This is a genomic window from Methylibium sp., assembly GCF_035762065.1.
Lineage (GTDB): Bacteria > Pseudomonadota > Gammaproteobacteria > Burkholderiales > Burkholderiaceae_C > Methylibium.
This window is the reverse complement of sequence record NZ_DASTPW010000010.1, coordinates 48,467-71,144: the sequence shown is the minus strand read 5'-3', so window position 1 is coordinate 71,144 and position 22,678 is coordinate 48,467. Positions and strand designations below refer to the sequence as shown.

The following is a 22,678-nucleotide window of genomic DNA, read 5'->3' as shown; positions in this document are numbered from 1 at the left end:
CCCGGCCTGCCGCGGCGATACCCGCGCTCACCGATGCACGCTTCCGCCGCCTCCCCACCCATCGACCGCCGCGCCGCCGCGACCGCGCTGCTGGGCGTCGTCGCGACGGCGCTCTACCTGCTCGCCTGCCACCACGCGATCGAGGTCGGCTCCGCGTGGACGCCCTGGCTGATGCTCGCGCCCGGCTCCGCGACGCTGATCGGCGCGGTCGCGTACCGCTTCGGCCGCGTGGCGGGGCTGCTCGCTGCGGCGCTGATCGTCGCCGGGGTCGCGGCGGCGCATAGCTGGCTGATGGCGCACGGCGCGGTGCTCTACGTCGCGGAGCATGCGGGCTTCAACCTCGCGCTTGCCTCGCTGTTCGGGCTCTCGCTGCGCGATGCACGCGGGCCGCTGATCACGCGCCTCGCGCGCCACGTGCGCGGCGGGGTGCTGCCCGACGGCGTTGAGCACTACACCCGTCGGGTCACGCAGATGTGGGCCGCGGCCTTCGTCGCGATCGCCGCGACCTCGGTGCTGCTGTTCGTCGCCGCGCCGCTCCCCTGGTGGTCGGCGTTCGCGAACCTGGCGACGATGCCGCTGGTCGCGCTGCTGTTCGTCGGCGAGTACGTCGTGCGACGCATCGTGCTGCGCGGCATCGACCACTCGCGGCTGATCGACGGGGTGCGGGCGTTTCGCGCGCACAGCCGCGCCGACGGCACCACCCAGCGCGAACCTTGACGGCGGCCCAGGCGGTTCGAGCGGTCCGCTGCGCTGCCGCTGCCGCCAGACGACGGTCGCGGCCTGTCGGTGGATCGTGAAGCACGCTCTGCACCGTGCGCTCCGGGCCCTCAAGCCCATCGCTGATCGGCCGAAGACACAGGCGTCCAGGACTTGCCACGTCGCGACAGCGCGCGGGCCGAAGAAGATCGCGCGACGCTCCATGCCGAAACGCCAAACCGTTGCCGCGACGATCCGCACCCTGCGGCTCGCCAACCTGCTGGCCGCGGCGGCGCTGCCCCCGGTTGCGCTGGCGCAGAAGCCGCCTCCTGCGGCGCAGGCTGCGGTGTCGGCGCGCGCCCTCACGCTCGATCTGCCGGCCCAGCCGCTCGCGCGCACGCTGATCGAGATCGGCGCGCGCTACGGCGTCGTGCTCGGCTTCTCGCCGGCGCTGGTGCGCGACTTGCGCGCACCGGCACTCGCCGGCTCGCTGAGCCTCGCCGATGCGTTGGAGCAGACGCTGCGTGGCACGGCGCTCGAAGCGCGCAGCGAGGCGCCCGGCGACACCCTGGTCATCGTCGCGAGCGAGCCGGATCGCGACGCGTCTGCGCCCTTGTGGCCGCTGGCCCCGGGGGACTCGGCGCCGAGCCCTGCACCGGGCGAGCCGCCGCCCGGCGATCCGCGGGCCATGCTGCTGCTCGACCGGGTCGTGATGCACGCCGTACGCCGGCAAGACGACGGGGGGCTGGGTGCCTCGTACGGGCAATCGGTCACGCGCACCCAGACCGCGCTGGTCGATCTGCCCCAGGCGGTCTCGGTGCTGACGCGCGATTCGTTGTTGCTGCAGCGCGAGCCGACGGCCGCCGAGGCCTTGCGTTTCGTCGCTGGCGCGGGCGAGCCGACGAACGTCGGCGGCGCGTTCTACGTCGATGCGCCGGTCACGGTTCGAGGCTTGTCAGCCCAGCCCAAGATCTCGGGCATGCGCACGCTGCGCAGCGCCAACATGCTCGAGAGCGCGTTCATCGAGCGCATCGAGGTGGCCAAGGGCCCGAACGGCACGGTCGCCGGCGCGGCCGACTCCAACGGCCGTGGCGGCCTTGCGAACTTGGAGTTGAAGCGCCCCGGTGCCGGCACCGGCAGCATGCAGCGCACCGCGTTCGACACGCGCGACGGCGGCACCCTCACCTCCATCACCGACCTCGAATCCGCGCCCGGTGGCGCCGCCGATTGGCGGCTCGTGGCATACGGCAAACGCAGCGGCAGCACCGACGGCGGCTACGAACCGGTGCATGCGAGCGGCCTGCTCGGCGCACTGCGCTGGCGAGCCGGCGACGCCGAGGTGCTGATGAGCCTGCTGAGCGACCACCGCCGCGACGCGCCCCCGCCGTCGACGCGTGTCGTCGCCGCGCCGGGCGACAGCGTCGAAACCCCGCTGCCGGGGCAGATCGTGGCGGGGCGCGCGCGGCCGGTGGCGCCTGGCGACGGCCGCGCCGTACGAGCGACGCTCGCCGATGTCGACCTGCGCCTTCGACTCGCCGACGATTGGCGCATGCGCCTGCTGTGGCGCCTCGAGAGCCTGCGCGGCGAAGGCGAGCAGCATCTGGTCGCCTACCTGCCGGGCCGCACGCTGGTTCAGCGTGGCACCTTCGCGCAGCGGTTGAGCCTGCACGGCGCACAGCTCAACCTGATCGGCCGCGCCGATACCGGCGAAGTGGCGCACGAACTGCTGTTCGCGATCGACGGCGGGACGTGGCGCGAGCGGCGGCCCAAGCGGTTCGAGAGCTGGTGGTTCTGCGCGTGTGACGGGTTCCAGCCCGGCCTCACGCCGCTGAGCGAGGGCGAGGCCAATGAGCCGTTCCAGCAAGTCATCCACTCGCGCGGCCAGCAGTACGCATGGCTGGTGCAGGACCAGCTCGAATGGGGCGCCTGGCGTGGCCGCGTTTCGCTGCGTCGGGGCCAGTACCACTTCTCCTCCAGAGCGGACGACGTGCCGCTGGAGACCAGTGGCGTGCCACCTTCGACGCTGTGGGACTTGGGGCTGGCATGGAAGGCCACCCCGGCGTTGACGCTGTATGCGGGCCAACAGCGCAACTTCGAAGCCAGCAGCTTGACGGCCGCAGGCGAAGGCGCGACCTCGCGCTACCGACAGCAGCAGCACCAGACGGGGCTGAAGCTCGCGCTTGCCGAGCGCCGAGCCTTGTTCACGGTCGAGTGGTTCCGCCTGGCCGACCGCGGCGAGGCGCCGATGTATGCGAGCGGCACGGACATCCCTCCACCGCGTTCGGCCGGTGGCGTCGAGCTGGAGTACGCCGGGCGCGTCGCACCCTGGCTCGAAGTCAGCGCCGGCCTGGAGTTCAGCCGCTATGGGGGCGGGCGCTACGACCGCGGGCTGTGGGACGCGAACGACCGCGTCCAGTTCTACTCCGGCGTCGGCTCGCCCCGGCGTGCGGCGCGGTTGCTGGCGGACGTGCGCCTGCCGGCCTGGATCGCACCGGCGTCTCAGCTCGGCCTGGCGCTGGTCGCCCAATCGCGACGAACCCTTGCCGAAGCCGGCGAGAGCGGTCTGCTGAATGGCCCGATCGAGCTGCCGGGCAGTGCGTCCTGGGATCTTTCCTGGAGCAGCGACTTCGGGCGTCACGCGCTCGGCTTGTCGATCGTCAACGTCGCCGACCGGCGCCTGTACGGCAGCTACGGCTCGGGCGCCTTCCTGCCGCTGGGCCGCGAGCGCTCGTTCGGCGTGAGCCTTCGCTCGAAGTTCTGAGCGACCGCGGCCCCGGTCCGCGCCCCACCGGCCCTTCTCGCGATCAAGCGAACCGGCAGAGCGTCCTTGCCCGAGAGGGCCGGCAAGCGAGCGCCCGCGGCTACTTGCGCATCAGCGTGCTCTTGCCGAACAGGCTCTCGACGAGATCGACCGCCAGCAACGCGGTCGCGTTCCGCACGTCGAAGGCGGGGTTCAGCTCCATCACGTCGAGCGAGGCGAGGCGGCCGGTGTCCGCGATCATCTCCATGCACAGCTGCGCCTCGCGGTAGGTCGGCCCGCCGTTGACGGTGGTGCCGACGCCCGGAGCGATGGGCGGGTCGAGGAAATCGACGTCGAAGCTCACGTGCAGATGGGTGTTCGCGTCCAGCGTCGCGAGCGCGAGCTCCATCGTGTGGCGCATGCCCATCTCGTCGATGTAGCGCATGTCGAAGACTTCGAGGTCGGCGTCGTGCACCAGGCGCTTCTCGCCGGGGTCGACGCTGCGGATGCCGATCTGGCGGACCCACTTCGGGCTGATCGCCGGCACCTGGCCGCCGATCTCGATCAGCGGCTGCGGCCCGTTGCCGCACAGGCACGCGACCGGCATGCCGTGCACGTTGCCGCTGGGCGTTAGCAGGTTGGTGTTGAAGTCGGCATGCGCGTCGAGCCAGAGCACGCGCAGCTTCCTGCCCGCCTCGCGGCAGTGGCGCGCGACCGCGCTGATGCTGCCGATCGCGAGGCAGTGGTCACCGCCGAGGAGGATCGGCAGCCGGCCGTCCTGCAACTCGGCGTGCACCGCGCCGTGCACCGCATGGTTCCATGCGACGACCTCGGCCAGGTGCCGATAGCCTTCGGCCGGCGCCTGCCAGGGATTGGCCGGGCCGGCGAGGTTGCCGCGATCCACGACTTCCAGGCCGTGGCCTTCGAGCGTCGCCTGCAGGCCGGCGACGCGCAGCGCCTCGGGGCCCATCGACGCGCCGCGGGCGCCGGCCCCGACATCGGTGGGCGCGCCGATCAGGCTAACGCGGGGCTTGGCGGAGCTGAGGCTCATGGCGGTCCTGTGCAGGTACTGCTAGAGGTCTTCGGCCGCGGCGCCGTTGGCGGTGGCATCGAGCCGGTAGTGGCCTTCGATCAGGCGCCAGGCTTCGTCGGCGGTCTCGACGAAGCGGAACAGGTCGAGGTCGGGCGTGGAGATCATGCCGGTCGCGACCAGCGCGTCGAAGTCGACCAGGCGCGTCCAGAACTCGCGGCCGAACAGCAGCACCGGGCGGCGCCGGATCTTGCCGGTCTGCATCAGCGTGAGCGCCTCGAACAGTTCGTCGAGCGTGCCGAAGCCGCCGGGGAAGGCGACGATGGCGATCGCGCGCATCAGGAAATGCATCTTGCGCAGCGCGAAGTAGTGGAACTGGAAGCACAGCTCGGGCGTGATGTAGTCGTTCGGCGCCTGCTCGTGCGGCAGCACGATGTTCAAACCGATGCTCGGTCCGCCGGCTTCAAAGGCGCCGCGGTTGCCGGCTTCCATGACGCCCGGCCCGCCGCCGGTGACCACCGCGATCGGGTCCTTCATCCGCTTCGCCTGCGCGGTGACGATGCCGCCGAAGCGACGCGCCTCCTCGTAGTAGCGGCTCATCGCGAGCTGCATCTCGGCGCGCTTGAGCGCATCGGCGTCGCCCCCGTCACGCGCGGCGGCGACCGCGGCGGTGGCGACGTCGTGCGCGACGACGCGGGCGCTGCCGAAGACGACGACGGTCGCGTCGATGCCGTGCTCGCGTTGCACGAGCTCGGGCTTGAGCAGCTCAAGCTGCATGCGCACCGGGCGCAACTCGTCGCGCAGCAGGAAGTCCTTGTCGTCGAAGGCGAGGCGGTAGGCGCTGCCAGGGCCGGCGTAGCGCGAGGCGGCGACGACCGCGTCTTCCTCGGCGGTCGGAAAGTTGCGCGCGTGCAGCGAGGGCTTGGCGTCGGACATGTCGGCGGCGTTCTTCATGGGTTCATCGTTCGGTGCACACGGGGCAGTCGCCGCGGCGCGCGACGCGGATCTCGGTCCATTCCATCGTGCGCGCGTCGAGCATCTGCAAACGGCCGGCCAGCGAGCGGCCGCTGCCGACCAAGAGCTTCAGCGCCTCGGCGGCCTGCATGCTGCCGACGATGCCGACCAGCGGCGCGAGCACGCCCATCGTCGAGCAGGCGACGTCCTCGAAGCCGGCGTCCTCGGGGAACAGGCAGGCCCAGCAGGGGCTCGCGGGGTCGCGAGGGTCGTAGACGGACATCTGCGCGTCGAAGCGGATCGCGGCGCCGGCCACCAGCGGCTTGCGGTGCGCGAAGCAGGCGCGGTTGACCGCATGCCGGGTCGCGAAGTTGTCGCTGCAGTCGAGCACCACGTCGGCCTCGGCGACCCATGCCGCCAGCCGCGGGGCATCGGCGCGCTCGACGCGCGCTTCGATGTGGACCCCGGGGTTGATCGCTGCCAGCCGGCGCGCGGCCGACTCGGCCTTCGGCGCGCCGATTTCGGACTGCTGATGGACGACCTGGCGCTGCAGATTGGTCAGGTCCACTGTGTCGTGGTCGACGACGGTGATGCGGCCGACGCCGGCGGTGGCCAGGTACAGCAGTGCCGGCGCGCCGAGGCCGCCGGCACCGATCACGAGCGCATGCGCGTCGAGCAGCCGCTGCTGGCCGTCGATGCCGATCTCGTCCAGCAGGATGTGTCGGCTGTAGCGCAGCAGCTGGTCGTCGTTCATGCGGCGAGCATAAGTTCGGGCAAGAAAAAGCCCGCCGGGCGGCGGGCTTGGGGTGTGGCCCGACGGACTGCCCGCCGGGCCGCGGTGCCGTCGGGCGAGGCTCAGTTCACCTTCGACATCTCTTCCGGCTTGCGCTCGGTCTGCGTCTTGGAGGCCAGCACCGTCTTGCCCTTCAGGCGGTTCAGTGCCTGCTGCAGCGGGAAGTCCTCGGCGCTGCCGAATTCGGGCAGCGGCTTCGGCGTCTTGTCCTTGTCGGTGGACTTGTTCAGCTCCTCGAGCTTCTTCATCGCCTCCTCGCGCGCCTTCTCGCGCGCCGGGTCCTTGACCTCGGCGCCCTGGCCGCTGGAGATGTGCTTCTCCAGATCGGCCTCGCGGGTGCGCAGGGCGGCGTAGACGTTGCCCTCGGCGGTTTCGTCGAGCCACACGTCGGGCACGACGCCGCTGGCCTGGATCGAGCGGCCGCTCGGCGTGTAGTAGCGCGCGGTGGTGATCTTGAGCGCGGTGTCGGCCGAGAGCTGGCGCACCGTCTGCACCGAGCCCTTGCCGAAGGTCTGGCTGCCCATGATGGTGGCGCGCTTGTGGTCCTGCAGCGCGCCGGCGACGATCTCGCTGGCGGAGGCCGAGCCTTCGTTGACCAGCACCACCAGCGGCACGGTCTTCAGCGCGTCCGGCAGCTTCTTCAGCGGGTCGCTGCCACGGCGGGCGTAGAACTCCGGGTTGGCCTTGAAGGTCGCCCTCGACTCGGCAATCTGCCCGTTGGTCGACACCACGGTCACGTCCTTCGGCAGGAAGGCAGCCGAGATCGCGACCGAGGCCTCGAGCAGGCCGCCCGGGTCGTTGCGAAGGTCGAGCACGATGCCCTTCAGGTTGGCGTCCTGCTTGTAGAGATCGTTGACCTTGGTGATGAAGTCGTCGACGGTGCGATCCTGGAACTGGCTCACGCGCAGCCAGGCGTAGCCCGGCTCGACCATCTTGGCCCGCACGCTCTGCATGCGGATCTCCTCGCGGGTGATCGTCACCGGGAAGCTGCGGCTCTCGGCCTTGCGGAAGATGTTGAGCAGCACCTTGGTGTTCGGCTCGCCGCGCATGCGCTTGACGGCCTGGTCCATCGTCAGGCCCTTGACGAAGGTGTCGTCGATCTTGGTGATGAGATCGCCGCTCTTCAGGCCGGCGCGGAAGGCCGGCGAGCCTTCGATCGGACTCACCACCTTCACCAGGCCGTCCTCCATGCCGATCTCGATGCCGACGCCGACGAAGCGACCGGAGGTGCCTTCGCGAAATTCCTTGAAGGTCTTCTTGTCGAAGTACTGGCTGTGGGGGTCGAGCCCGGCGACCATGCCGCCGATCGCGTCGGTGATCAGCTTTTTCTCGTCGACCGGCTCGACGTAGTCGCTCTTGACCATGCCGAAGACGGCGGCGAGCTGCTGCAGCTCTTCGAGCGGGAGCGCCGCGGTGGAACTGCGCGCGATCGCGGTCAGCTGCATCGTCGCGAGCGCGCCGGCGACGGCGCCCAGAGTGACCCAGCCGACGACCTTGGTCTTGGTACCCATCGAATGACCGCTTTCCCTAGGGAGTTGCTTAAAAAAGTCGCAGCCCAGTATAGGACCGGGCTCCGCGGCTCGGAGTCGCGTTCTTCCCGGAAAGTTGCGTCAAACGGCGCTCGTGCGCGGGAAGGTCACGACGTGATCGACTTCGGCGCGGATGCCGATCCACTCGCCGATCTGGTGGTCGTGGTGGGAGGGCACGTGGGCCAGCACGCGCTCGCCACTGGCCAGCTGCAGCGTGTAAAGAAACTCGGCGCCGCGAAAGGCCTTGCGCTCGATGCGTGCTTTCACCGGGCTGGCGTCGTCGTGAACGATGTCGTCGGCGCGCAGCAGCACCTCGCACTCGCCCGCCGGGTAGGCCGAGGGCAGGGGGCATTCGCCGCGGTCGAGCAGTTCGCCCAGCGGTGTCAGCACGCGCGGCGCGCCGCCGCTGCCGCCGACGATGCGCGCCGGCGCGAACACGCCGTGCCCGATGAAGTCGGCGACGAAGCGGGTGGCCGGCCGGTGGTAGAGCTGGTAGGCCGCGTCCCACTGCTCGAGGCGGCCGCGGTGCATCACGCCGATGACGTCGCCGAGCGCGAAGGCTTCGAGCTGGTCGTGCGTGACGAACAGGGCGGTGGTGCCCGAGCGCTTCAGGATCGCGCGAAGCTCCTGCGCGAGCCGCTCGCGCAGATCGACGTCGAGGCTGGAAAAAGGCTCGTCCAGCAGCAGCAGCCGCGGCGACGGCGCCAGCGCGCGGGCCAGCGCGACGCGCTGCTGCTGGCCGCCGGAAAGCTGATGCGGCGCCCGCGCGCCGGCACCGGCCAGGCCGACCAGTTCCAGCAGCTCGGCGACCCGCGCCTCGCGCGCCGCGCGGGGCTGCTTCGCGAGCCCGAAACCGACGTTCTGCGCGACGCTCAGGTGCGGGAACAGCGCGTAGTCCTGGAACACCATGCCGATGCGCCGCTGCTCGGGCGCGAGCATCCGGCCGCCGGCCGCGTCGCTCAGCACCTGATCGCCGAGCGTGATGCGTCCGCCGGCGAGCGGCTCGAGCCCGGCGACCGCCCGCAGCAGCGAGGTCTTGCCGCAGCCCGAGGGCCCGATCAGCACGCCGATGTCGCCGGCCGCCAGCCCGAAGGACACCGCGTCCACCGCGCGCCGCGGACCTGCCTTTTCCGGCTCGGAGCCCGACTCCGAGCCGGCCGCCGCGGGGTAGGCGATCGAAGCTTGGTCGAGGCTCAACAGCATCGGCCGATGATAATCAGCGGACTTCAAATGACAGGCATTCGCATTGCCAACCGGGCCGCGTGGCGGGCCCCGGCGGCTCGTCGGCCACGGCAGGCATGAATGCGCGCCGGTGGACGGTCGTCGTCTGCACGGCGCTGGCGCTGCCGATGCTCGGCGTCATCGGCGCCTGGTTCGAGCCCTCGGCGAACGGCCTCGCGACGCTGCGGCACCAGCTCGACACCGTGCTGCCCGGCTACCTGCTCGGCTCGGCCGGGTTGGCGCTCGGCGTGGCCGCCGGCGTGGCGCTGGTCGGCGGCGCGACCGCGGTCGCGGTGACGCTGTTCGACTTTCCGGGCCGCCGCGTCTTCGAATGGGCGCTGCTGCTGCCGCTGGCGATGCCGGCCTACGTGCTCGCCTACGCGGCGACCGACTTCCTCCAGTACAGCGGCGCGGCCCAGACCTGGCTGCGCAGCTGGAGCGGCGCGAGCGGCGCCCTCTGGCCCGACGTGCGCAGCCTGCCCGGCGCCATCGTGCTGTTCACGCTGGCGCTCTATCCCTACGTCTACCTCTTGACGCGCGCGGCGCTGGTCGAGCGCGGCGTGCACCTGATGGAAGCGGCGCGGCTGCTTGGCTCGGGGCTGGGCCAGCGCATCGTGCGGGTTGCGCTGCCGCTGGCGCGGCCGGCGCTCGCCGCCGGCGTCGCGCTCGCCTTGATGGAGACGCTGGCCGACTACGGCGTCGGCGCCTACTTCGGCCTTCAGACCTTCACCACCGGCATCTACAAGGCCTGGCTCGCGATGGACGACCGCATCGCCGCGGCGCAGCTCGCGACGGTGCTGCTGGCGGTGGTCGCGATCGTGCTGTGGGCCGAGCGGCGCGCACAGGCGCGGCTGCGCTTCGCGGCGGGCCGCCTGCGCCCGGACGCGCGCGAAGGCCGGCCGGTCGCGCTGCGCGGCCGGCGCGCCGCGCTGGCCTTCGCGCTGTGCGCGCTTCCGGTGCTGCTGGGCTTCGTGCTGCCGGTCGCGGTGCTGCTGCAGGGCGTCTGGCGGGAGGCGCTGCACGGCGAATTCGGCCTGCCGTGGGCGCGCTTCGGCGGCTGGGCCTGGACGAGCCTGAAGCTCGCGCTCCTCGCCGCCGCCGCCGCGGTCGCGATCGCCGGGCTGCTCGGCTTCGTGCTGCGCCAGCGCGCCGGTGGGCTCGCGCGGCCGCTGGCGCGGCTGGTCTCGCTCGGCTACGCGGTGCCCGGCGGCGTGATCGCGGTCGGCCTGCTGCTGCCGCTCGGCTGGGTGCAGGCGGCGGCGCCGGGCTCGCTGCTCGCGAACACGGTCACGCTCGCGGCCACCGGCAGCGTCGCCGGACTGATCTACGCCTACCTGGTGCGCTTCAGCGCGGTCGCGCTGCAGTCGGTCGAGGCGGGCTACGCGCGCATCCCGGCGAGCCTCGACGACAGCGCGCGCATGCTCGGCGCCGGGCCGGCGCGGCTGTTCTTCGGCGTGCACGCGCCGCTGCTCGGCCGCTCGGCCGCGGTGGCGGCGCTGCTGGTGTTCGTCGACGTGATGAAGGAGCTGCCGGCGACGCTCGTGCTGCGGCCCTTCGACAGCGACACGCTGGCCGTCGTCGCCTACCAGCTGGCGCGCGACGAGCGGCTGGCCGAGGCCGCGCTGCCGTCGATCGCGATCGTCGCGGTCGGCCTGATCCCGGTGGTGCTGCTCAGCCGCGCGATGCGCCGCGGCCCGCGCTGACGTGCTGTCGCGCTCGCGCATCGAAGGCTTGCGCGGAGGTTGCAGCGGGGGCCCTCGGGCACAATCCGCGCCGCCGTCGAGCCACGACGCCCGGGCCCTGTAGTTCAATGGATAGAACGGCCCCCTCCTAAGGGGCAGATACAGGTTCGATTCCTGTCGGGGCCGCCAACACCTTTCGCCTCCACACGCCGGCCCTCGACTCCCGGGGGCGCGACGCAGCGCGCGAACTATTCACTCGAGACGGCCGGGGCGCGCGTTCGACAATTGCCAGCGATGTCCTCAGTGCCCGAAGCCGCGAAGCCGGAGTCCGCCATTCCCCCCGATCCGAGCCGCGTCGAGAGCCGTCGGCCGTCGCTGCGCAAACGCATGATGGGCGCGAGCCTGTGGTCCGCCGGCAGCGTGGGCTTGGGCCACGTGCTGCGCTTGGGCGCCAACCTCGTCGTCACGCGCCTGCTGGTGCCCGAGATGTTCGGCGTGATGGCCATCGTGCTGACGGTCTCGATCGTGCTCTTGAACCTGTCGGACGTCGGCCTGCACCAGAGCGTCGTGCGGCACGAGCGCGCGAAGGAACGGGTCTTCCTGAACACCGTGTGGAGCGTGCAGGTGGTGCGCGGCTTCGTGCTGTGCGCCGTCACGGTGCTGCTCGGCTTGCTGCTGTACGCGGCGAACCTCATGGGGTTCGTGCCCGCCAACTCCACCTACGCGGCCCCGGTGCTGCCGTGGGTGCTGGCCGCCAGCGGCCTCGGCTCGATCGCGCACGGCTTCCACTCCACCAGCGTGCACACCGCGGTGCGCGAGCTCGACATGCGCCGCTACGTGTCGCTCGAGCTGGCCCAGCAGATCACCCAGATCGTCGTGATGATCGTGCTGGCCTGGCTGACGCGCTCGATCTGGGCGATCGTCGCGGCCAACCTGATCGGCCAGACGCTGCACACCGTGCTGAGCCACCGCCTCTGGCCCGAGGTGAAGAACCGCTGGGCCTGGGACCGCACGGTGCTCTCCGAGCTGATGCATTTCGGCAAGTGGCTGTTCCTGTCGTCGGCGGTCGGCGTGTGGGCGCTCAACGCCGACCGGCTGCTGCTCGCCGGCGTCGCCGACGCGCACTACATGGGCCTGTACTCGGTGGCCTTCGGCCTTTCGTCGGCCGCGGTGCTGGTGATGGAGAAGCTGTTCGGAAACGTGCTGCTGCCGGCCTTCAGCGAGATGGCGCGCAACGATCCGCAGCGCCTCGCCGAGATCTACTTGAAGGCGCGCCGCCGCGTCGATCCGGTGATGCTGCTGGGCTCCGGCCTGCTGTTCGCCACGGGGCCGCTCCTGATCGACATCCTCTACGACGAGCGCTACCGCGACGCCGGGCCGATCCTGTCGATCCTGGCCCTGTCGCTGCTGCTGGCGCGCTACCAGCTCGCGCACCAGGTCTACCTCGCGCTGAACCAGCCGCAGTACCACGCGATGCTCAACGCGGTGCGGGTCGTCTCCACCTTCACGCTGATCCCGCTCGGCCTCGCGCTCGGCGGGCTGTTCTGGGGATTGGTCGCCATCGCCTTGCGCGAGCTGCCGGCGGTGCTGCTGACGCTGTGGCTCAACGCGCGCCACGGCCTGAACCGCTGGCGGCTGGAAATCGGCATGCTGGCCTGGTGGGTGCTCGGCTTCGCGCTCGGGCACGGCGGCAACCGGCTCGCGCAATGGGTCGGCTTCTGGTAGAGCGGTTGTCCACTCAACGACCGCCGCGGATCCCGCTTCGCCGGGCCGCCAGCGGTGCCCCGTTGATGGCGAGCGGCGAAGCCGCAACGGGGCTGGGCGTCATCAGTTCCACCTGAACATCCAGATCAGGTCGACGGCCGGGTCGTCGCCCGACTGCGCGCGCAGCGTGAAGCGCTGTGCGATCCGGTAGATCAGCTGCCAGTTGCCGCCTGCGGCCTGCAGGCCGCGCTCGTAGCCGACGTAGACGCGATCGGAAATCTGCTTGCCCAGCGTGACTACCGTGTCGCGCACCGCGCCGTCGCTCTGGCGCACCGAGAGCTCGTCGAGCTGCAGCATCCGCGCGACGTCGAACTTGCTCTGGCCGTCGCCGCCGTCGCCGGCCAGCAGCGCCATCGCGGCCTGCTGCAGCAAGGCGGTCTCGGCGCCGCCGAGGCTGTCGTAGCTGCGGCCGGTGACCAGCAGCGCGAGCTTCTCGGTCGAGGGCAGCTCCGGCTCGGAGAACAGCCGCACGCGCGGCGACTGGGCACTGCCCGAGACGATCACGCCGACGCGCACCTCGGTCTTCGCGCGCACCGCCTGGATGTCGAGCCGCGGGTTGGCGATGTCGCTGACGAAGGTGATCACGCCGCGCTCGATCACCAGGCTCTGGCCGTAGGCCTCGTAGGTGCCGTCGACCGTCCGGATCTCGCCGCTCGCGGTGAGCTTGGCCTTCGGCGAGGTGAGCAGCAGCCGGCCTTCGAGCCGCGTGTCGATGCCGCGGCCGCGCAGCCGGAAGCGCTCGCCCAGCGCCACGGCCAGGCGCAGGTCGACGTTGCGCGGCGGCGCCGGCGGCGCGGTGGCCGGCGCCGGCACGCCGGCCTCGCCGGGCGTCGCGGCGGTGCGGCGCACGCGCACGTCCTCGCCGAGCTTGGGCGCGTCGCCGCGGCTGATGTCGATCAGGCCCTCGTCGGCGCGCAGCTCGCCTTCGAGCCGGATCGCCTGCGCGTCGAGCGCCAGCCGCGCCTCGCCGCTGGCCACCACGCGCCGGTCGACGCGGCCCAGCACCGTCGCGCGCTCGGCGTTGACGCGCAGGTTCGCCCGCGGCGCGGCGCCCAGGCGCGCGTCGCCGCGCGCTTCGAGCTTGCCGTCGCCGGCACGGAAGCTCAGGTTCTCGAGCTTCGCCGTCTCGCCGTCGAAGCGCGCCTGCAGGTCGCCGTCGGCCAGCGCGACGCCTTCGAGCGCGTTGCGCACCGCGAGCTGCCGGCCGGAAAGCGAGCCGGTGAGCTCCGGCGCGCCGAAGCGCCCGCCGATCGTCACCACGCCGTCGAGCGCGCCGCCCAGCCGCCAGCCGGCCGGCACCCAGGCGCCCCAGGTGGAAAGGTTGTCCACCTGCAGCCGGATCGCGCCTTCGACCGGCGCATCCGCCGCCGGCAAGAGCGCGCCGCCGTCGCCGCCGCGGCCGCGCACCGTCTGCGCGCCGGCGACGCGGCCCAGCGTCTCGCCGTCGATCACCTGCGTCGCGGCCCAGACGCCCTGCGCGACGTTCAGGTCGAGCCGCAGCGCGCTCAGGCCCAGCCGCTGCACCACGTCGAACTCCTGCACCGTCAGGTCGCCGCCGGTGCGCGCGATCTCGATCGCCGCGGTGAGCGCAGGTTCGCTGCGCACGCGGGCCTTGCCGGCGACGAGCAGGTCGCCGCCCCAGCCGAAATCGGGCTGCAGCCGCTGCAGCAGCGGCGCGACGCGAAACGGCTCGACCGTCGCGTCCAGCTCGATCCGGTCCTTCGGCGCGGCGCCCGCCGCCGCCGTCGTGCGCGACCACTCGGCGCGGCTCCAGCGCAGCACCGCGCCGAGCACCTCGGCCTGCGCCGGCGCGACGGCCAGGCGCAGGCCGCTCCTGCCCTGCTGCCATTCGAGCTCGACGCCGCGCGCCTCGACCAGCGGCGTCGCCGCGCTGGCCGAGCGCGCACCCGCCGGGCGCAGCAGCAGTTCGTTCCAGCGGCCGCGCCAGAGCCCGCCTTCGGTCGCCGGCTGCGCCTGCCAGCCGCCTTCGAAGTCGAGCGCCAGCGCGAGCGGCCCGAGGCCGTTCGGCTTCGCCGCTTCCGCGCCGTCCGCGTTGCTCGCGACGCCGGAGCGGGACGCGGCGGCGGCCTGCGCATCCGCCGCGGCCTGCGTCGGCGCTGAACCCGGCCGCAACGTCGCCTGCAAGCGGGCGCGGTGCGCCGCGAGGCTGCCGGCCAGATCGAGCGTGGCTTGCGGCACCGCGAGGCCGCCCGACTTCAGCTCGCGCAGCTCGGCGCGTGCTTCGAGCTTGGGATCGGCCGTGCCGCCGAGGTCGGCGCGCGCCGGCAGCGTCAGGTCCCAGCGGGCGGTGCCGGCGGCAAGCGTCACACCGGCCGCGTCGATCCTCTGCGCCTTGGCGTCGCCGCGCGTGCGCAGCGCCGCGTTCGGCGTGCCGCCGAGCCAGGCGCCGAGCGGGCCGTCGGCGCTGGCCTGCGCCTGCAGCCGGCCCGCGAGCGCGCCCAGCCCGAAAGCCTGCGCGAGCGGTGCGAGCCGGTCCAGCGCCGGCGCGTCGATCTCCAGCTGCGCGCGTTCGCCGCCGGTGCGGCTGGCCGCGAGCGCGAGCACGAGCTCGCCCTTCGCACGGTTGCCGGCGGCGAGCGCGTCGAGCCGCGCGCTCGCGTTGCCGCGGCCGTCGGCTTCGGCCTGCGCGTTCAGGTCGAGCGGCTGACCGGCGAACAGGTTGTCGGCGAAGCGCAGGTCGAGCCGGCCCTGCGTGGCGGCGAGCCAGCGCAGCGCTTCGGGCGGCGCCGCGGCCTTGCGCGCTGCCGCCGGGGGCGCCGGCAGCGCCGCCGGCACGCGCGCGTCGAGCTTCAGCTGCCCCGCGAGCCGGTTGCGCGCGCGCTTCCACGCCGCGCCGGGATCGCCGGGGAGCCACGGCGCCGGATCGAACTCGGCCAGCGACAGCTCGGCCTGCGCCTGCCAGGCCGCGCCGTCGCGTTCGGCGCGGCCCTTGCCGTCGAGCCGCGCGCCGGCGCTGCGCGCCTGCAGCTTGTCGACCGTGTAGCGCGCGGCCTGCAGGTCGGCGCTCGCCGCGAGCGCCAGGCGCAGCGGCTCGCGCAGCAGCGGCTTCGCGGCCGCCGTGCCGCGCGAGACCGGCGTCGCGAGCTGCACGGCCTCGAGCTGCGCATCGACGCGCACCACGCCCGCACCGCTCGCGCCGGCCGGCGGCTCGTGTTGCAGCTTGATGGGCCCGGCCAGCCGCAGGGCCGGCGCGCGTTCGTCGAGCGCACGCAGCAGCACGTCGCGCAGCCGCAGCTCGACGTCGGCACGCGCCGCGTCGATGCGGCCGGCGGCCTCGACGCTGCCGGCCGCGCGCGCGCCGTCGCCGGCCAGTTGCAGCCGGCCGCGCTCGATCGTCCAGGCGCTGCCGGCGCCGCGCGCGAGCAGGTCGAGCCCGGCCAGCGGCAGCCGGCGGCGGTCCCAGCGGCCGGGCTCGGCGTTGCGCACCGTGGCCTGCACGACCAGCGGCTGCTCGGGCGTCAGCTGGACCTGCAGCGTGCCGTCGAGCGCGGTGCCCGGCAGCACCGCGGCGTTGCCGAGCGCGCCGGCAAGCCGGGCGAGGTCGAGCTTGTCGAAGCGCGCGTCGAGCCGCGAGAGCGGCGCGCGCTCGAAAGGCGCGAGCTGCGCCTTCGCATCGACGCGCTGGTCCTGCAGTTCGAGCGCGGCCTGCGCATCGAAGCGCGCGAGCGGCCCGCTGGCCTGCACTTCGACCCGCAGCTCGCGCGCGCCCGGCGGCAGCAGCGAGGACGCGGCGTTCGGATCGGCGGCGAGCGTGCTGCGCGCTTCGAGCTGCATCGCGCCGTCGGCTTCGAGCCGCGCCTGGCCTTGCGCGACGAGGCCGCGCCAGCGTGCGCTGAAGTCGTCGAGCCGATGCTCGGCGCCCACCTCGATGCGCGCGCGGATCTGCTCGACCGGCGCGCCCAGCGCCGCAAGCTCGAAGGCCGCGATGCGCAGCGCGTCGACGCGCAGCGCCACCGGCGTGCGCAGCGACATCGGCGGCGGGGAGGGCGGCTTCGGCGCGGGATCGGGTGCGGTCTCGAGCCGGATGCGATCTGCCGCGAGCAGCGCCGCGTCGAGCCGGGCGTAGGGCGAGGTCGCACGCCAGCCGCTGGCGTGCAGGCCGTCGAGGCGCAGGCCGTCGATCCGCAGCGTCGCGGTGCCCAGGCGCAGCACGAGGCGGTCGGCGGCGAACTTCGCGTCGCGGCCGAGCAGCGCGCCGCGCGGCGCGTCGATCGCGACGGCCGGCACGTGGCGCGCGATGCGCGCCAGCCACCAGCGCGTGCCGGCCTCGGTGTGCAGGCCCTGCCACAGCGCGCCGATCGCCGCCAGCGCGGCGACCGGCGGCGCCAGCAGCAGCGCGAGCGTCAGCTTGCCGAACAGCCGCGGCTTGCGCGGCGGCGCCGCCGGCGGCGGTGCGAGCGAGGTGCGACCTTCGGGCGTCTCGCTCATGCCGTGCTCACCGGAAGCTCACGCCGACGCTGATGTGCAGCCGCACGCTGCGCACCCGTTCGCCGTAGGCGAGGTCGACGCGCAGCGGCCCGATCGGGCTGCGCCAGCGCACGCCGACGCCGTAGCCGAGCGCGGGGTCGAGCTCGTTCCAGTCGTCGGCCGCGTTGCCGGCATCGACGAAGGCGGCGTAGTACCAGTCGCGCCAGCGCGAGCCGCGCGCGTCGGTGAAGCGGTGCATCGCCTCGACGCTGGCGGTGGCGAGCACCGGTCCGCCGACGACCGCGCCGTCGCGCACCGGGCCGAGCGTGCGGTAGCCGTAGCCGCGCACCGAGTCGTCGCCGCCGGCGCGGAACAGCAGCGCGTCGGGCACGCCCTGCGTCTCCTTCTTGACCACCTGCGCGACCTCGCCGCGGAACTGGCCGAGCCAGCCGGCGACCAGCGGCCGGTACCAGGTGGCGCCGAGCTGCAGGCGCGCGAACGGGCCCTGTTCGCCGTCGGCATCGCGCGCCGCGCCGCCGCCGGCCTGCGCGCCGACGATCAGCCCGCGCGTCGGGAAGCTCAGGTTGTTCACGTCGCGGTGCGACCACGCGACGTTGCCCCACAGCGCGCGGTCGGTGCCGCTGCGCGTGGCGGTCTCGAGCCGCGTCTGCAGGTATTCGAAGGTGACGAGGCGGTCGATGCGCTGCGTCTCGCGCTGGCGGCCGATGCGCGCGCGCTGCGTCACCGTCAGCGCGCCGCCGGCATCGAGGTACTCGTAGCTGACGCCGGCGAGGTCGCGCACGCCGCCTTCCTTCGGGTAGGTGAGCAGGTCGAAGGAGGCGGTGCGTTCGTCGCGGCCGAAGCGCAGCTTGCTCGAGGCCACCAGGTCGCGGCCGAAGAAGCGCCGATGCGTGTGCTCGACGCCGAAGCGCGGGCCGGTGTTGCTGGAGAAGCCCACGCTGAAGCTCGCGTTCTGCGCTTGCGCCTCGCGCAGCCGCGCGATGACCACCGCGTTCGCCGGGTCCGGCGCATCGAGGTCGAGCTCGACCGCGATGCCCTCGTAGAGGCCGACCTTCTGCAGCGCCTCCTGGTAGTCGAGCAGCGCGCCTTCGGTGTAGACGCTGCCCAGCTCGAAGGGCCGCAGGTTCAGCGCGGCGGACGCGGGCGTGCGCTGCAGCCCCTCGACGCGCACCTCGCCCAGCCGGTACAGCGGCCCGCTGTCGAGCGCGACCGAGAGGTCGGCGCGGCGCTTGGGCACGTCGATGTCGGCCAGCGTGTCGGCATAGCGCGCGTTCGCGTAGCCGCGCGAGCGCGAGGCGATCAGCAGCGCGTTCTTCGCATCGCTCCAGCCGCTTTGCGTGAAGACGCGGCCGCTCGGCAGCGCCCAGCCGCGCTGCAGCCGCGCCCAGCGGCGCGCGAGGCGCTCGCTCTCGGGATCGTTGTCGTCCAGCGCGGCCGACCAGGGGCCGCGCAACTGGAAGTCGAGCCGGCCGACCAGCACCGGCGGCCCGGGATCGACCTCGACCCGGATCGTCGGCACGCCGCCGCCTTCGGGCGCCGGCACGCGCTGCACGTCCACGCGCGCCTCGAACCAGCCTTCGGGCTCGAGCAGCGCGCGCACCTCGGCGGGCGTCGCGGCCATCAGCCGGCCGAGTTCGACCGGCGCGATGTCGGTCTGCGTGCGAAAACGCGCGAGGTCGAGATGACGCGCGAGCAGTTCCCGCACGCGCCTCGGGCCGCGCAACTCGAGCGCGTAGGCGCCGTCCTTGACCGCGTCGAGCCGCGTCGTGGCGGTTTCGGTGCGCTCGGGCGCGCTCGCGGCTTCGGCGCTCGCGGCCGGCGCATCGGCTTCGCCGCGCACCCGCTCGTTGCGGCGCTGCTCCGAAGCCGAGGCGTCTTCGTCGTCGCCCGGCGTCTGCGCGAAGGCAGCGGGCGCCGCGATCACCGCGACCGTCAGCAGCATCGATGCGAGCCGGAGCCGCGGCCAACGGGGAGGGTCACGGCGCCCGGTCGTCATCGATGCGAGTGTGGCTGGTGCGATAGACCGACGCTGGATGTCGGAGGCTTCGCCTTCGGGCACATGCCATGCCGGGTCGCAGCCCAGGCCGGCGCGCGCGACGGCGTCGAACGGACGCGCGCGCTACTTGGTGAGCAGGCGCATCGCGCCTTCGAGCCCGCCGAGCGTCAGCGGGAACATGCGCTGGCCCATCAGCTGCTGGACGATCGCGATGCTCTGCCGGTAGCCCCACACGCCCTGCGGCTCCGGGTTGATCCAGGCGTACTTCGGGAAGGCGTGCGTCAGGCGCTGCAGCCATTCGGCACCCGGCTCCTCGTTGTTGTATTCGACGCTGCCGCCCGGCTGCAGGATCTCGTAGGGGCTCATCGTCGCGTCGCCGACGAAGACGAGCTTGTAGTCGCGGTTGTACTTGCGGATCAGGTCGAAGGTGGCCAGCTTCTCGGCGAAGCGACGGCGGTTGTTCTTCCAGACGAAGTCGTAGACGCAGTTGTGGAAGTAATAGAACTCGAGGTGCTTGAACTCGCTCTTGGCCGCGCTGAAGAGTTCCTCGACGCGATGCACGTGCTCGTCCATCGTGCCGCCGACGTCCATCAGCAGCAGCACCTTCACCTTGTTGTGGCGCTCCGGAATCATCCGGATGTCGAGCAGCCCGGCGTTCGCCGCGGTGCCGTGGATCGTGCCGTCGAGATCGAGCTCGAGCTCGCTGCCCTCGCGCGCGAAGCGCCGCAGCCGGCGCAGCGCCACCTTGATGTTGCGGGTGCCGAGCTCCTTGCCGTCGTCGTAGTCGCGGTAGGCGCGCTGCTCCCAGACCTTCACCGCGCTCTTGGTGCGGCCCGCGCCGCCGATGCGGATGCCCTGCGGGTTCGCGCCGCCGTGGCCGAAGGGCGAGGTGCCGCCGGTGCCGATCCACTTGCTGCCGCCCTCGTGGCGTTCCTTCTGTTCCTCGAAGCGCTGCTTGAGCGTCTGCATCAGCTCGTCCCAGCCCATCGTCTCGATCGCGGCGAGTTCCTCGGGCGTGAATTCGCGCTCCAGCGTCTGGCGCAGCCAGTCGAGCGGCACCTCGAGCGTGAAGTCGGTGAGCATCTCGACGCCCTTGAAGTACGCGGCGAAGGCGCGGTCGAACTTGTCGAACTGCGCCTCGTCCTTGACGAGCGCGGTGCGCGCGAGGACGTAGAAGCGGTCGATCGACGGGCCTTCGTCATCCGCCAGCACGTCGAGCTTCAGCGCTTCGAGCAGGCTCAGGTACTCGGTGACGCTGACCTTCAGCCGGGCGGCGCGCAGCGTGTAGAAGAAGTCGATCAGCATCGTGCGGCTCCTGCCTCAGCGGTTGCGCGGATCGCCGGGCGAGCGCACCGGGCGGTCGTCGCCGGAGGCGCTGCGCGGCGTGGCCGCTTGCCGCGGCTTCGGCGCCGCGCTGCGTGCCTGCGTGGCCGGCCCCCGGTAGGGCGTGAAAGCGGCGCGCACCGGCGCTGCGCGTGGGGCGGCCGGCGACGCCGGCCGTTCAGATGCCGGCGCGTGCCGCCACGCCTGCAGCGCGCCGGCGGCGACGAGGCCGATGCCGGTCAGCTCGAAGACGGCGTTCCAGCGCAGCCCCAGCACGGTGTCGTTGATCAGCAGGTCGACGTGATGGAACGAGGCCGCGCGGATCACGACGAAGCTGCCGAGGAAGACCAGGCCGCCGAGCGCCAGCGCGCGGTCGCGGGTCAGCGGCCGCGAGACCTGGCACAGCGCCGCGAGCAGCAAGGCGCCGAGCACCGCGACGCCGGCGATGAAGACGACCTGCACCTGATGGCGCTGCTCGTACCAGCCGCCGGCGTACGCGACGGCGCGGCCGATTTCGGTGAAGGCGGTCTGCAGGTCGAGCTGCTTGTTCACGCTCAGGAAGGCCATCACCGCGGTCAGCAGCCACCAGAAGCGCTGCTGCGCCAGCGGCATCGGCGCGCGCTGCAGCCCCTTGCGCGACACGAGCCGCCAGCAACACCAGGCCGCCGCCGCATAGGCGACGACGGTGAACCAGCCGGCCGGCGTCGCGTCGCCGATGCCGGGCAGCCAGGTGCCGTCGGTCGCGGTGGCCATGCGAGCTCAGCGCGGCTTGGCGAGCTGCCAGCGCAGGTGCGACTGCACCGCGGGCCATTCGGCCGCGGTGATGCTGTAGACGGCGGTGTCGCGCACCGTGCCGTCGGCCGCGCGGCTGTGCGCGCGCAGGATGCCGTCGAGCTGCGCGCCGAGCCGTTCGATCGCGCGGCGGCTCTGCGTGTTGAGCCGGTGGGTGCGGAACTCGGCCGCCATGCAGTCGAGCGCATCGAAGGCGTGGCCGAGGAGCATGAGCTTGCACTCGGTGTTCAGCGGCGTGCGCTGCGCGCTGGCGGCGTACCAGGTCGAGCCGATCTCGACGCGGCGGTGCTTCGCGTCGATGTTCATGTAGGTCGTCATCCCCACGGCCCGCCCGGCGACATCGAACACCGCGAACGGCAGCATCGAGCCGGCCGCCTGCAACGCGAGGCGGCGCTCGATCTCTCGGTGCATGTCCTGCGGTGCCGGCACGCTCGTGTACCAGAGCTTCCACAGCTCGCCGTCGTTCGCGGCGTCGGCCAGCGCGACGGCATGGTCGAGCGCGAGCGGCTCGAGCCGCGCGTGCCTTCCGGTCAAGGTGACCGGTTCGGGCCAGGCCGCGGGCGCCGCGCTCATCGCCGCAGGATCCAGCGCCGCGCGAGCCAGCGGCCCGCGCCGCAGCCGAGCGCGATGAAGACCAGCCCGACCATCGCCTTCGCGTCGTAGCCGGCCGAGCGCACGAAGTCGAAGCCGAACTGGGCGCCGAGCCACCAGCCGGCCAGCGCGCCGACGACGAAGCCGACCGCGTCGGCCAGGCCTTCACGCATCGCGTTGCGCAGCGACGGTTCCATCAGCGGTTGCGGCTTTGCATGAAGACGAGCTTCTCGAACAGGCTCACGTCCTGCTCGTTCTTCAAGAGCGCGCCGAGCAGCGGCGGGATCGCGACCTTGTCGTCGGCGCTGTGCAGCGCGGTGGCGGGGATGTCCTCGGCGACCAGCAGCTTCAGCCAGTCGAGCAGCTCGCTGGTGCTCGGCTTCTTCTTCAAGCCGGGCAGGCCGCGCACGTCGTAGAAGCTCTTCAGCGCGGCGGCGAGCAGCTCCTTCTTCAAGCCGGGAAAGTGCACGTCGACGATGCGCCGCATCGTCTCGGCCTCGGGGAACCTGATGTAGTGGAAGAAGCAGCGGCGCAGGACGGCGTCGGGCAGCTCCTTCTCGTTGTTGCTGGTGATGAACACCAGCGGCCGGTGCTTCGCCTTCACGAGCTCGCGGGTCTCGTAGACGTGGAACTCCATGCGGTCGAGTTCGCGCAGCAGGTCGTTCGGAAACTCGATGTCGGCCTTGTCGATCTCGTCGATCAGCAAGGCGGTGGGCTGCTCGGCCGCAAAGGCCTGCCAGAGCGTGCCGCGCACGATGTAGTTCTGGATGTCCTTGACCTTGGCCGAACTTTCGACATCCGCGAGCTGGCTGTCGCGCAGCCGGCTCACCGCGTCGTATTCGTACAGGCCCTGCTGCGCTTTCGTCGTGCTCTTGATGTGCCACTGGAGCAGCGGCAGCTTCAGCGCGGCGGCGACTTCCTCGGCGAGCATCGTCTTGCCGGTGCCCGGCTCGCCCTTGATCAGCAAGGGCCGCTTCAAAGCGATCGCGGCATTGACCGCGAGCATCAGGTCGGGGGTCGCGACGTACTGGTCGGAGCCTTGAAACTTCATGGGAGAAAGGCTCACGCGAGGCGCGCGCCGATGTGCTTGGGAGGTCCGATTCAGTATAGGGGTCCCC

Annotated in this window: 16 protein-coding genes and 1 tRNA gene; 5 read left to right on the top strand and 12 right to left on the bottom strand. The window is 72.5% G+C overall.

Translation table 11 applies throughout. From position 1 onward, the window contains the following. The first annotated feature begins 33 nt into the window (after nt 1–33). Entirely contained in the window at nt 34–717 is a 684-nt protein-coding gene (locus VFR90_RS03665; RefSeq protein WP_326404655.1) for a COG4648 family protein, read from the top strand. Nucleotides 718–919: 202 nt separating this feature from the next. Further along, nucleotides 920–3,457 (top strand): TonB-dependent siderophore receptor, encoded by a 2,538-nt coding sequence (locus VFR90_RS03660; protein ID WP_326404654.1) that lies wholly within the window; start codon nt 920–922, stop codon nt 3,455–3,457. Between the two features lie 100 nt (nt 3,458–3,557). On the opposite strand, the gene rocF is transcribed toward VFR90_RS03660, so the two are convergent. The 5 genes from rocF to VFR90_RS03635 form a co-directional block, all read right to left on the bottom strand. Continuing rightward, nucleotides 3,558–4,487, bottom strand: coding sequence for an arginase (gene rocF / locus VFR90_RS03655; RefSeq protein ID WP_326404653.1), 930 nt, complete (start codon nt 4,485–4,487; stop codon nt 3,558–3,560). Nucleotides 4,488–4,508: 21 nt separating this feature from the next. Then, nucleotides 4,509–5,420, bottom strand: a complete 912-nt coding sequence (locus VFR90_RS03650; protein WP_414676484.1) for an LOG family protein — start codon at nt 5,418–5,420, stop codon at nt 4,509–4,511. 4 nt (nt 5,421–5,424) lie between these two features. Further along, nucleotides 5,425–6,174: a HesA/MoeB/ThiF family protein gene (locus VFR90_RS03645; RefSeq protein ID WP_326404652.1), complete on the bottom strand. Its 750-nt coding sequence runs from the start codon at nt 6,172–6,174 to the stop codon at nt 5,425–5,427. Nucleotides 6,175–6,275: 101 nt separating this feature from the next. Next, nucleotides 6,276–7,724, bottom strand: coding sequence for a S41 family peptidase (locus tag VFR90_RS03640; protein ID WP_326404651.1), 1,449 nt, complete (start codon nt 7,722–7,724; stop codon nt 6,276–6,278). A 99-nt stretch (nt 7,725–7,823) separates the two neighbouring features. Continuing rightward, nucleotides 7,824–8,945 carry an ABC transporter ATP-binding protein gene (locus tag VFR90_RS03635; RefSeq protein ID WP_326404650.1) on the bottom strand — a complete coding sequence of 374 codons (1,122 nt, stop codon included), beginning with the start codon at nt 8,943–8,945 and terminating at the stop codon, nt 7,824–7,826. A gap of 95 nt (nt 8,946–9,040) precedes the next feature. Between VFR90_RS03635 and VFR90_RS03630 the strand changes: the two genes are divergently transcribed. From VFR90_RS03630 to VFR90_RS03620, 3 genes are all read left to right on the top strand, one after another. Next, complete coding sequence (locus VFR90_RS03630) at nt 9,041–10,666, top strand: ABC transporter permease (RefSeq protein WP_326404649.1); 1,626 nt, start codon at nt 9,041–9,043, stop codon at nt 10,664–10,666. 93 nt (nt 10,667–10,759) lie between these two features. Then, a tRNA-Arg gene (locus VFR90_RS03625) sits at nt 10,760–10,834 on the top strand. 105 nt (nt 10,835–10,939) lie between these two features. Next, the gene (locus VFR90_RS03620; RefSeq protein ID WP_326404647.1) at nt 10,940–12,370 is read left to right on the top strand and encodes an oligosaccharide flippase family protein; all 1,431 of its coding nucleotides are present in this window, start codon (nt 10,940–10,942) and stop codon (nt 12,368–12,370) included. A 102-nt stretch (nt 12,371–12,472) separates the two neighbouring features. On the opposite strand, the gene VFR90_RS03615 is transcribed toward VFR90_RS03620, so the two are convergent. The 7 genes from VFR90_RS03615 to VFR90_RS03585 form a co-directional block, all read right to left on the bottom strand. Continuing rightward, complete coding sequence (locus VFR90_RS03615) at nt 12,473–16,858, bottom strand: translocation/assembly module TamB domain-containing protein (protein ID WP_326404646.1); 4,386 nt, start codon at nt 16,856–16,858, stop codon at nt 12,473–12,475. A 7-nt stretch (nt 16,859–16,865) separates the two neighbouring features. Next, nucleotides 16,866–18,800 (bottom strand): autotransporter assembly complex protein TamA, encoded by a 1,935-nt coding sequence (locus VFR90_RS03610; protein ID WP_326404645.1) that lies wholly within the window; start codon nt 18,798–18,800, stop codon nt 16,866–16,868. A gap of 177 nt (nt 18,801–18,977) precedes the next feature. Continuing rightward, nucleotides 18,978–20,159 (bottom strand): vWA domain-containing protein, encoded by a 1,182-nt coding sequence (locus VFR90_RS03605; RefSeq protein WP_326404644.1) that lies wholly within the window; start codon nt 20,157–20,159, stop codon nt 18,978–18,980. Nucleotides 20,160–20,174: 15 nt separating this feature from the next. Beyond that, nucleotides 20,175–20,930 carry a hypothetical protein gene (locus tag VFR90_RS03600; RefSeq protein ID WP_326404643.1) on the bottom strand — a complete coding sequence of 252 codons (756 nt, stop codon included), beginning with the start codon at nt 20,928–20,930 and terminating at the stop codon, nt 20,175–20,177. 6 nt (nt 20,931–20,936) lie between these two features. Then, complete coding sequence (locus VFR90_RS03595; RefSeq protein WP_326404642.1) at nt 20,937–21,542, bottom strand: GNAT family N-acetyltransferase; 606 nt, start codon at nt 21,540–21,542, stop codon at nt 20,937–20,939. Further along, complete coding sequence (locus VFR90_RS03590; RefSeq protein ID WP_326404641.1) at nt 21,539–21,757, bottom strand: hypothetical protein; 219 nt, start codon at nt 21,755–21,757, stop codon at nt 21,539–21,541. Before VFR90_RS03590 ends, VFR90_RS03595 begins: the two co-directional genes overlap by 4 nt. After that, nucleotides 21,757–22,611 carry an AAA family ATPase gene (locus tag VFR90_RS03585; protein ID WP_326404640.1) on the bottom strand — a complete coding sequence of 285 codons (855 nt, stop codon included), beginning with the start codon at nt 22,609–22,611 and terminating at the stop codon, nt 21,757–21,759. The genes VFR90_RS03590 and VFR90_RS03585 overlap by 1 nt, the downstream gene beginning before the upstream one ends. Nucleotides 22,612–22,678: the final 67 nt, after the last annotated feature.